The sequence below is a fragment of the Proteiniclasticum ruminis DSM 24773 genome (assembly GCF_000701905.1).
In the GTDB taxonomy this organism is placed as follows: Bacteria; Bacillota; Clostridia; order Clostridiales; family Clostridiaceae; genus Proteiniclasticum; species Proteiniclasticum ruminis.
In genome coordinates, this window is record NZ_KL370834.1 from 11232 (window position 1) to 21842 (window position 10611).

General features: G+C 42.8%; 10 protein-coding genes. 7 read left to right on the plus strand and 3 right to left on the minus strand.

Annotated features, from left to right (window positions below; all coding sequences use genetic code 11):
- Positions 1-179: 179 nt before the first annotated feature.
- From T487_RS0115185 to citG, 3 genes are all read left to right on the plus strand, one after another.
- Positions 180-1784 carry a mannitol dehydrogenase family protein gene (locus T487_RS0115185; RefSeq protein WP_031577988.1) on the plus strand — a complete coding sequence of 535 codons (1605 nt, stop codon included), beginning with the start codon at positions 180-182 and terminating at the stop codon, positions 1782-1784.
- Between the two features lie 175 nt (positions 1785-1959).
- A complete protein-coding gene (locus T487_RS0115190) occupies positions 1960-2700 on the plus strand; it encodes a GntR family transcriptional regulator (RefSeq protein ID WP_051651774.1) in 741 nt (246 codons plus the stop codon).
- Complete coding sequence (citG, locus tag T487_RS0115195) at positions 2684-3583, plus strand: triphosphoribosyl-dephospho-CoA synthase CitG (protein WP_031577990.1); 900 nt, start codon at positions 2684-2686, stop codon at positions 3581-3583. The genes T487_RS0115190 and citG overlap by 17 nt, the downstream gene beginning before the upstream one ends.
- A 28-nt stretch (positions 3584-3611) precedes the next feature.
- Here citG and T487_RS16130 read toward each other — a convergent pair whose 3' ends face one another.
- Positions 3612-4529, minus strand: coding sequence for a LysR family transcriptional regulator (locus T487_RS16130; protein WP_051651775.1), 918 nt, complete (start codon positions 4527-4529; stop codon positions 3612-3614).
- A gap of 225 nt (positions 4530-4754) precedes the next feature.
- On the opposite strand from T487_RS16130, the gene T487_RS0115205 reads away from it, so the two are divergent.
- Genes T487_RS0115205 through T487_RS0115220 form a run of 4 tightly spaced genes read left to right on the plus strand, consistent with a single transcriptional unit; the run spans position 4755 to position 9131 of the window.
- The gene (locus T487_RS0115205) at positions 4755-5828 is read left to right on the plus strand and encodes an isocitrate/isopropylmalate dehydrogenase family protein (RefSeq protein ID WP_031577992.1); all 1074 of its coding nucleotides are present in this window, start codon (positions 4755-4757) and stop codon (positions 5826-5828) included.
- Between the two features lie 24 nt (positions 5829-5852).
- Positions 5853-7706: a 3-oxo-tetronate kinase gene (otnK, locus tag T487_RS15665; RefSeq protein ID WP_051651776.1), complete on the plus strand. Its 1854-nt coding sequence runs from the start codon at positions 5853-5855 to the stop codon at positions 7704-7706.
- A complete protein-coding gene (locus tag T487_RS0115215) occupies positions 7703-8362 on the plus strand; it encodes an aspartate/glutamate racemase family protein (RefSeq protein WP_031577994.1) in 660 nt (219 codons plus the stop codon). The genes otnK and T487_RS0115215 overlap by 4 nt, the downstream gene beginning before the upstream one ends.
- Positions 8363-8414: 52 nt before the next feature.
- A complete protein-coding gene (locus tag T487_RS0115220) occupies positions 8415-9131 on the plus strand; it encodes a GntR family transcriptional regulator (RefSeq protein WP_162178270.1) in 717 nt (238 codons plus the stop codon).
- A 59-nt stretch (positions 9132-9190) separates the two neighbouring features.
- On the opposite strand, the gene T487_RS0115225 is transcribed toward T487_RS0115220, so the two are convergent.
- Together T487_RS0115225 and T487_RS0115230 are read right to left on the minus strand one after the other, a co-directional pair.
- Complete coding sequence (locus T487_RS0115225; protein WP_031577996.1) at positions 9191-10303, minus strand: sodium ion-translocating decarboxylase subunit beta; 1113 nt, start codon at positions 10301-10303, stop codon at positions 9191-9193.
- An 8-nt stretch (positions 10304-10311) separates the two neighbouring features.
- On the minus strand, positions 10312-10611 hold a 300-nt coding region (locus T487_RS0115230; protein ID WP_031577490.1), incomplete at its 5' end, for an acyl-CoA carboxylase biotin carboxyl carrier protein subunit.

Sequence of the window (10611 nt, forward strand, 5' to 3'; positions counted from 1 at the left end):
AGTCGCTCTTCGTATGAGGAGCGTGGATTGAAATTTCCTGACAACATATGGCGATTTAGGTCGTAATTATCGCAAATATTGCCGTGTTCCCTTTTTTTTATAGATATTTCTAATGGTTTACAATACACTGAAGTTAAGAAAACTGTACAAGATACAGAAATATGATAAGAGGTGTAAAAATGGAACTGAAGCTAAACCAATTAAAAGACTTGGCAGCAAAAGGCATAAAGACTCCATCCTTTGATGTGGAAGGAATGATAGAAAAGACAAAGAAGGATCCTGTTTGGGTGCATTTTGGTGCAGGAAACATTTTTAGAGGATTCATTGCAAATCTTCAAAACACATTATTGGAAAAAGGACTGAGCGACAAAGGAATCATTGCTGCTGAGACTTTTGACTTTGACATCATCGACAAAATCTATACACCATACGACAATCTGACCCTGCTGGTCAGCCTTAATGCAGATGGTTCCACCAAGAACTCTGTGGTGGCAAGCATTGCAGAAGGTGTAAAAGGAAATCTGTCTGATGAAATGAGTGCTGCAAGATTAAGAGAGATTTTTGAAAACCCATCTCTTCAGATGATCAGCTTTACCATCACCGAAAAAGGATATGCACTGACCAATGCCAGCGGAGAGGTATTCCCATTTGTGGTAAAGGATTTTGAGAATGGACCAAAGAGTCCAAGTCACGCCATGAGCGTTGTGACATCCCTTCTGTATACCCGTTATCTGAAAGGTCAGTATCCACTGGCGGTGGTCAGCATGGACAACTGCAGCCATAATGGAGAAAAAGTGGAGCTCGCAGTAAAGAGAATCGCGAAAGAATGGCTGGATAGAGGATATGTAGATGCAGGATTTGTCGCTTATGTATCTGATGAGTCCAAGATCAGCTTCCCATGGAGCATGATTGACAAGATTACCCCTAGACCATCAGAAGAAGTGAAAAAGAGCCTGGACGGACTTGGTGTAGAGAATATGGCACCCATCGTCACATCCAAGAACACATTCATCGCACCTTATGTGAATGCAGAAGTGCCTGAATATCTGGTTGTGGAGGATAAGTTCCCGAACGGCAGACCAGCACTAGAAGAAGCCGGCGTGTACTTCACCGATAGGGATACGGTAAACAATACTGAAACCATGAAGGTTACGACATGTCTGAACCCACTTCACACTGCGCTGGCTGTATATGGATGTGTTCTTGGATTCGACAGTATATACAAGGAAATGAACGATCCTCAGCTGAAAGCACTGGTGGAAAAAATCGGTTATGTAGAAGGAATGCCTGTGGTTGTGGATCCAAAGATCATCAAACCTGAGAGCTTCATCAAGGAAGTTATCGAAGAGAGACTGCCAAATCCATTCATACCTGATATGCCACAGAGAATTGCCACAGACACAAGCCAGAAGGTAGCCATCCGCTTTGGAGAAACCATCAAGTCTTATGTGAAGAGAGAAGACCTTTCTCCAAAAGATCTGACTTTCATTCCATTGGCACTGGCAGGTTGGATGAGATATCTCCTAGGCGTGAACGACAAAATGGAAGCATTTGAGCTATCCAGTGATCCAATGCTTTCCGAACTTCAGGAAATGCTTGCGGGAATCAAGGTTGGAGATGCAGATTCCTACAAGGGCCAGCTGAAAAATATTCTATCCAATGCAGTGATTTTTGGGGTAGATCTTTACGAAGTAGGTCTTGGCGATAAGGTGGAAGGAATGTTCCTGGAACTCATCGCAGGCAAAGATGCTGTAAGAAACACCTTAGTAAAATATTTGGGATAAACATAATTCGGGGCGGTGGAGACACCGCCCTTTCATTGTGTAAAATCCTTAAGTATCAAGGGGAATGGGTGCTGTTTTTTTACTGTTTTTCATAAAATAATTGTAGGTGCTTCTTGAAATTTTGATTATAATGTAAATGTATACAGTGTGCAGACACTGTTTTGGAGGCGAAAAAATGGATGATTACATGAAGGAAGTTATCAAATTAGCGGATTTGAGCCAGAACAAACCCTTGAATGAAATTGTATTTGAAGGACTGAGAAATGCCATCATCAAAGGAATCATTCCAGTAGGCGAACGCATCAATGAGTCCATTTATGCGGAGCGCATGAACATCAGCAGGACCCCTGTAAGAGAAGCACTAAGGCGGATCCAGGAAGAAGGGCTGGTGGAGTATGTGCCTCATTATGGGGTCGTAGTAAAAAAGGTGACCATCGATGATGCCATCGAGATTTACCAGATCAGAAAAGCACTGGATATCTTAGCAACGCAAAATGCTATGAGAATCATGACAGAAGAGCAGTTTGACGAGATGGAGACGCTGCTCAGGAAAACAGATGAAGCTGATGCTCGGGGAGACTATAAGGAAGTTGTAGAGCTCTCCAGACAGTTTAATGATATGATTTATGCATACTGCAAGATGCCAAGATTGGACGTCATTGTAAAGAAGCTCAGACAGTATCTCATGAGATTCCGTGATATATCTCTCACGGAGAATGACAGACGCCGGAAAGCTCTGGATGAACATTGGCTTCTTTATAAAAATATGAGAAGTAAAAACTACGATGCTGTAGCACTGATCACAGACGAACACCTCAGCTATTCAGAGCAGTTCATTCTTCAGGAAATGAGAAAACTGGAAGAGACTGAAGCAAATAAAGAAGAAAAGGATCAGCTTAATGGACATAAAAAATAGATATAGCAGCTTGGCCGAAGAGTGTGCAAAGCTTGCAGAAGAGGCCATTCTTACAGAAGCTCTTTTAACACCCAAACCGGGACTTGTAGACGCCAAGGACTCTGGTTCTCATCAGGATATGGACATATTTACCTTTGTCCGCAGTGCGGTAAGTCTAAGAACAGGGTTTCAGGAAATGTTTCTGAGTGGCGCAACCTCAGAGGTTCCAGAAAATAGACTTCTTGACATTATCCGTCCCATTGGAATCCGAATGGAACAGGAGATGTTTGAAGCTACTAAAGGAATCAATACACATAAAGGCATTATCTTTTCCATGGGACTTCTTCTAGCGGCTTTCGGAAGGAAGCTTAGTGAAGATCTGTATTCAGGAGACAGCATACCTGTTTTTACTCCTCAGGATACGGAACGGATTTTTAAGATCATCATGGAGACTACAAAAGGTCTTGTGACTAAGGATTTTAGAGATTTAGAAATCAAAGAGAATCTTACTCATGGTGAAAAACTCTATCTGAAGTATGGGTTTACAGGGATCCGCGGAGAAGCGGAAAAAGGATATCCAGTGCTTCGGGATCAAGTGCTGCCCTATCTTCGTAGTCTCGACAAGCAGATGACCTATGAGGAGACGCTTCTGGAAACACTGTTCCTTTTGATGAAGCATGTGGAGGATTCCAACATTGTCACCAGGGGTGGTATGGAGAGTCTGAGCTATGTGAGAAGCAGTGCGGAAAGGTTTCTTCACGATGGTGGAATGTGTCAGCAGGATGCATTTAAGAAACTTCAAGTGTTGAATGAGGAATTCATACGGAGAAATTTGTCTCCAGGTGGCGCTGCGGATTTACTATCGCTTGCCATCTTGTTAGGTAAAGTTGAACAGCTATTATGAAAGGCAGCACTTTGGAGTGCTGCCTTCATTATTTCTTCAAGCTTCCAAATGCTTCGGGAAGGATGGATCTCAGAATTTCGATGAATTGCCTGCCTAAGTAATCAATTTCTGCATTTGCTTTATATACAACGCCGATTTGCCAGAAAAGACCTCGAGGCGCAAGATGATAAACATCAATGGGCTCAACAGGTCTTGCATAAAGATAAACAGAGTGAGGGACAATAGTGAGTCCAATACCTTTTGAGGCAAGCCGTAAAAGAGTTTCGTTATTCGAGATTTCAAGCTTCACCTGTGGTTTAAATTTATTTTGCAAAAAATAGGAATCGAGAAAAGTCCGAAGTCCACGTCCTTTTGTTGAAAGCAAGAAGGGGTAGTGGGAAACAAGATCTAAGGAAAGTGGCTGATCTATGTCTACAATATACTTCAGACCATCTTTTCTGCAAATGAGTAGCAGTTCCTCGTCATATAAAACATCATAGGACAGTTCTTTATTGTTCATGGGAATGGGGGTGAGTGCAAAGGAGATCATCCCTTTTTTTAACATTTCTTCTAGATTTTTTGTATTATCCTCCACCACAGTTATCTCAACGTTAGGGAATCTTTCATAAAAAGCGGGCAGAATATGAGGCAAAAGAAAAGTAGATCTCATTCGAGGAATTCCAATAGAGAGCTTTCCAGCTGAATAATTTTCCAGATGAATGACATCATCCACAAAATTCTCTCGAATCTTCATGATTTCCTTTGACATCTGTAAATATTTCTCGCCAGCATAAGTAAGTCTCAATGGCTTTGCGGTGCGATCAAAGAGGATTACGCCCAGTTCTTCTTCTAATTTTGTAAGATAACTGCTTAGATATGGCTGGGAAATAAAAAGGGCGTGGGCTGCTTTAGTGATATTTCCTGTTTCAGCAATTTTAATGATGTATTCAAAAGGTTTTGTGTCCAATGTTATTCCTCCAACTGAAAAAATAAGTTGCATATTGACGTGCATCACGAAGTTCCTGCGATATAGAGGTTATTCTGGTGCGATTCTATCCTCCATGTTTGTATCATAGCATAGTAATTCTCCATAACAAATAAGTTATGGAGATCATTCAGACATTGGTATTTTTCGTCAATCTTTTGAAATGATATGATGTAAACGAAAACAATTATAATCGGAGGTTATGGTATGAGTTATAAAATTGGTCTGTTATATGGAGATGGAATCGGTCCTGAGATTACAAAAGCAACAGAAAAAATGATGAAAGCAGCGGTGAAAAAATACAACATTTCAGTGGAGTTCCCTGTATATCCCATGGGATGGGAAGGAATAGAAAAATACGGAGCACCAGTACCTGATATTACAAAGGAAGGATTAAAGAACTGTGATGCATGGGTATTTGCACCCCATGACAGTGCTGCGTATCCTGAGGAGTATCGGAAACTTACAAATCCCAGCGGTACGATGCGACATTATTTTGACTTGTATTCCAATGCCAGACCAGCTAAATCCTATCCAGGTGTGAAAAGCCGTGTTGGCGAAGCAGATGTGGTCGTATTCAGGGAGAATACCGAGGGGATCATGCCAGATCGAAATATGTACAAAGGTTGGGGTGAGTTTATGCCTGACGAAAACACAGTCATCCTCAATGGAAAGTTTACCAGGAAGGCGACAGAAAGAATTGCTCATGAAGCCTTCAAAATGGCCATGACGCGGAGAAAAAAGGTAGCAATTATCCACAAGGCAAATGTACTTCAGTGGTCCTACGGTCTGTTTAAGTCTGTATGTTATGAAGTTGGAGAGAAATATTATCCTGAAGTAGAAATTGAAGATTATCATATCGATGCCATGGCAGCACATATGGTGAAGAGACTTGGTGATTTTGATGTGGTACTGACCACGAATCTTTTCGGAGATATTCTATCTGATCTTGCAGGAGAACTTACAGGAAGTCTTGGACTTGGACCAGCGATCAATACCAACGAAACACAATGTATGGCTCAGGCAGCTCACGGATCTGCGCCTGATATTGCAGGAAGAAATATTGCAAACCCCGTGGGACTTATGCTGTCTGTCGTGATGATGTTTGAGTGGATGGCTGATAAACATCAGGATGAGAGCTTGCGAAAAGCAGCGATTCTTATGCAGAAGGCAGTACTGAGCGTTATGAAAAAAGGCATCCTTACCCCTGATATGGGAGGGCGTGAAACCACCACCAGCTTTACAGATGCGGTTGTCCGGGAGATGGAACTGCTGGCATAGTTTTTTCAGTGAGGAGGAGAGAAAATGTACCGAATCAAGATCGGTTGTATCGCGGATGATTTTACTGGGGCAAGTGATGTGGCTTCCTTTATGGAAAACGAAGGCATAAATACAATCCTCTATAATGGCGTGCCAGACGAAAATTATAACAACGATGCTGATGGGGTTGTGATTGCGTTAAAGACAAGAACATTGCCGAAAGAGGAAGCAGTTCGTGAAACAATTCAAGCTCTTCGATTTCTAAAAGAAGCTGGAACGGAGAAATATTACATCAAGTATTGCTCCACTTTCGACTCAACCTCAGAAGGGAACATTGGACCTGTGTTGGATGCTTGTCTGGAAGAGTTAGGCATACCGTATACGATTGTATGCCCGTCTTTTCCTGTCAACGGCCGCCAAGTGATTGAAGGCAAACTCTATGTTCATGGTCAATTACTTGAAGAAAGCCCAATGAAGGATCATCCATTAACACCGATGAGAGAGTCAGAGATTAAAAAGCTATTGGATGCACAAAGTGTATATACCAGTCATACGATTTTTAAAGACGAGCTCATGGAATCAAATGAGCAGCTGAAAGAGAAAATCCATAAAATATCAATGACAGAAGACCGGTTCTATATCATACCGGATTTCGAGATGGAGGAACATGGTGAAAGGATACTGACATGCTTTCATGAGTTGCGATTGTTCAGTGGTGCTTCAGGATTTATGAAGCATCTAGCGTCGTATATGTACAATAGGAGCAGTAGTAATCCAGTTCATAAGTTTTTGCTGCTTGCAGGAAGCTGCTCTCAGATGACATTGAAACAGATTGCTGCTTATGAAGCTACAGGGAGAAAATCTTATAAACTAGATATTCCTAAACTGCTCTCTGGAGAGGAAAATGCTCTGAATGTTTTTGAACAGGTTAAAAATATGGATTGTGTTCTTGTATACAGTTCTGAAGATCCTTTATACAGACATGAGCAGAAAAGTACATACAATTCATTGATTATTGCAGAAAGAATTGAAACTACCATGGCCGAACTGGCGGTGTTGGCAAAGAGTGAAGGCTTCAAGGGGATCATTGTGGCTGGTGGAGAAACTTCCGGAGCAGTTACGAAAGCTCTTGAAATCAGATCCTATGAAATTGGGATAAGCATCTCTCCAGGAGTCCCTCTCCTTAAGCCAACGGATGAGGAGTATATTCTTTTGCTGAAATCAGGTAACTTTGGAGGTGAATCCTTCTTTATTGATGCCGTTGAAATGATGTATGGAGAAATTGCAAAAACTGAAGATTCCTTTACACTAAAACTGAAAGAAGCGATTGAAACAGCAAAGAGTCTGTTTGAACGTGGTAAAACTGCGGGATCTTCAGCAAATATCAGCTTTAAGCACAGAAACCGAGTTTTTATTTCTAGAAGTGGTTCTTCCTTTGGCACACTTGTTCCCGAAGATTTTGCTGAAGTATCACTTACAGGTGAAGTGCTGAGCAAAGTGAAGCCAAGCAAAGAGTTGCCACTTCATCTGGCTTTATATCGAAATGACTCGCAAACAGAGGCAGTGATACATACGCACTCCTTCTATTCAACTCTGTGGTCCTGTCTGGAACATATGGACACATCCGATTCTATTCCCAGCTATACACCATACCTTAAAATGAAGCTTGGAACTATTCCCCTTGTTCCTTATGCAAAACCGGGATCGAAAGAGTTATTCGAACTCTTTGAGCATACCCTTGGGAATCAGAAGGGGTATCTGCTAAGAAATCACGGGGCTATTGTTGCAGGTTACAACATGTTTCAGGCTTTCGAGTGTCTAGAAGAGCTGGAAGAAAGCGCAAAGATTGCTTGGCATCTTAGAGGTTTGAACGCAAAGAGATTGGAGGATACTAAATGAAAAGAGTTGGTGTTATTCATGCAACATTAAGTGCAGTAAAGCCTTTAGAAATGGCGTTCTTTGAGTTTGGTGATGATTTGGAGCCTGTAAACTTTGTGGATGAATATATGCTTAAGAGAATCAAGGATGAAAATGGACTCACGAAGAAGGCAAAAAGAGAGTTCTTAAAACTTGTTTTTCGAGCCGTTGAGAGTAATGTGGATGCAGTTCTAGTAGCGTGTACTGTATACTGTCCGCTGGTGCCTCTAGTGAGAGAGTTTGTTGATGTTCCGGTCATAGCGATTGATGAACCGATGATGGAGAATGTACTGGATCAGCCAGAAACGAAAATAGGTGTGATTGCGACAAATCTTGAAACGGCAGAAAATGCAAAAAGAATACTAGACAAGATGAATATGAGTAGAGGGCTCTCAAAAGAAGTAATTACAAAAGTGACTTTGGAAGCCTTTGAAGCACTTAAAGATGGAAATGAAGAGCAGCATAATTTTCTCATTGGAAATGCTGCTTCTGAACTGATGAAGCAAGGAGCCGATATTATCATTCTTGCCCAGATTTCAATGGCTCGGGCAGAACAAACAGTACGTGATCTTGGGGTGAAAGTACTCTCAAGTCCGAAGGAAGGAGTTCTAAGACTAAAGCGTATCTTGGGAAAATAAGTGAGGTGACATGAGAGCGATGATAAAAATGATGATCTCCGAATTTTCGTTTATGGAGAATCAAACGCTGGTGGAAGCAGTTTATGAAGGGTTTTACAGTTTAATATTGAATGGTAAAATTCCGTATGGATACACCATCAACCTCACACATTTTTCTGAAGCGCTGAATGTCAGCCGTACACCAGTCAGAAAAGCGCTTATACTTTTGGAAAAGAAGCATTATGTTCAAAAAATCCAAGGAGAAGGGTATCAAGTTATCCATCAGACGGATCAAATCAGCAGCAACGTTCTAAAAATGTTTCAATTGAAAAAGCAGTTGGTGAATATGTATCTGGATGATCTAAATGACCCTAAATTGGAATGCTGTGGAAGTTTATTGACTGAAGCTGTGGAAGAAATGAGAAAGGCGTATGAAAGACGAGATCTTCGTCAATTTCTTGGAAGCCATGATCAGTTCATGAAAATAATCACAGGAATGCTGGAAGATGAAAAGAATGATGAGGTGATTCAACTACTGACGCTTCATTCGAAAGTCATAGAAGAGGGGACCTTCATTGACCTAGATCAGCAGAAACGGGTCCTTGATCATGCGCAGAGAATTCTAAAGAATCCTGATGCAGAATGCATCCATGGTGCGATAGAGCATTATTTTGAAGCTCAGGAATTATGGATCATGTCAAAATTTAGTAATACTGAGTTATGTCTTTCTTCTTATAAGGGTGACATAAGGCGTTATGGAATAAAAGATCAGAATTACTTGGTGGTTTAACAATAGAAAAAAGATGCCGCTCCAGATTTTAATAAGAGCAGCATCTTTTTTTGTCATTATTACCCAAAGAAATTGAGAAGCACTCCGGCTGCGATGGCAGAACCGATGACGCCAGCCACATTGGGTCCCATGGCATGCATAAGAAGGAAGTTAGATGGGTCCTCTTCCTGGCCTACCTTCTGGACCACTCTCGCAGCCATAGGCACAGCGGATACCCCAGCAGCACCGATCATTGGATTGATCTGTCCCTTGGTCACCTTGCACATGAGCTTTCCAAAGAGGACACCACCAGCAGTACCGATGGAGAAAGCGATGAGTCCCAGAGCAATGATGCCCAGGGTCTTAGGGTTTAGAAGAGTCTCCGCATCGGCTTTCGCCCCTACGGTGAGTCCGATGAGGATGGTCACAGTGTACATGATGGCATTTTTAGCCACTTCCACTAGATTAGGCACAATGCCTACTTCCTTGATGAGGTTTCCGAACATCAGCATACCGATGAGTGGCGCTGCACTGGGCACCAGAAGGATCACCACCACAGTGACCACGATGGGGAAGAGGATCTTCTCCAGTCTGGACACAGGTCTCAGCTGCTTCATCTTGATCTGACGCTCTTCCTTGGTGGTCAGAAGCTTAATGATAGGCGGCTGAATCACAGGCACCAGAGCCATGTAGGAATAGGCAGCCAGAGCGATGGGCCCCAGCATATGGTCCGCCAGCTGACTGGTGAGATAGATGGCCGTAGGACCGTCTGCGCCACCGATGATACCGATGGACGCAGCTTCCAGCGCAGTGTATCCAAGAAGGAGCGCACCCAGGAAAGCGAAGAAGATGCCAAGCTGTGCAGCTGCCCCCAGGAGCATGCTCTTGGGATTTGCGATGAGGGGACCAAAGTCAGTGGCCGCTCCAACTCCTAGAAAAATCAGGGATGGATAAATACCGTACTCAATACCCATATAGAGGAGCTTCAGAAGTCCTCCGGTCTCCATGAGACCGTTCTTTGGCAGGTTCACCAGAAGCATACCAAAGGCGATGGGGATGAGCAGATAAGGTTCGTACTTCTTATAAATGGCCAGGTACAGGAAAAACAGCGACAGGCCGATCATGAGAAGGGCTTTGCCATCCAGTGCCATAATCCCGCTGGCGGCAAAGAATTCTTTTAGTATTTCTAACATCTTGTCACCTACTTTGTAGCGATGGTCAGGAGCAGCGCACCGCTATCCACGACTTGTCCGTCTTTTGCGGATACAGAAGATACCGTTCCGTCAAATGGGGAGACGATCTCATTCTCCAGCTTCATGGCTTCCAGAATGGCCAGGATCTGTCCCTTCTTCACCACAGAGCCTGCCTGAACCTTCATGGACAGGATGGTACCCTGGATGGGGGCTTCAATTTTCTCGTCGGAACCGCTGCCTGCAGACACAGGTGCTGCTGGGGCAGCCTTCACTGCTGCAGTTTCTGTGGCGGAAGCTTCTTCTACAGT

Coding starts and splice junctions, on each gene's coding strand:
- T487_RS0115185 (WP_031577988.1), top strand. CDS start 180: ATGGAACTGAAGCTAAACCAATTAAAAGACTTGGCAGCAAAAGGCATA.
- T487_RS0115190 (WP_051651774.1), top strand. CDS start 1,960: ATGGATGATTACATGAAGGAAGTTATCAAATTAGCGGATTTGAGCCAG.
- citG (WP_031577990.1), top strand. CDS start 2,684: ATGGACATAAAAAATAGATATAGCAGCTTGGCCGAAGAGTGTGCAAAG.
- T487_RS0115205 (WP_031577992.1), top strand. CDS start 4,755: ATGAGTTATAAAATTGGTCTGTTATATGGAGATGGAATCGGTCCTGAG.
- otnK (WP_051651776.1), top strand. CDS start 5,853: ATGTACCGAATCAAGATCGGTTGTATCGCGGATGATTTTACTGGGGCA.
- T487_RS0115215 (WP_031577994.1), top strand. CDS start 7,703: ATGAAAAGAGTTGGTGTTATTCATGCAACATTAAGTGCAGTAAAGCCT.
- T487_RS0115220 (WP_162178270.1), top strand. CDS start 8,415: ATGGAGAATCAAACGCTGGTGGAAGCAGTTTATGAAGGGTTTTACAGT.
- T487_RS0115225 (WP_031577996.1), bottom strand. CDS start 10,303: ATGTTAGAAATACTAAAAGAATTCTTTGCCGCCAGCGGGATTATGGCA.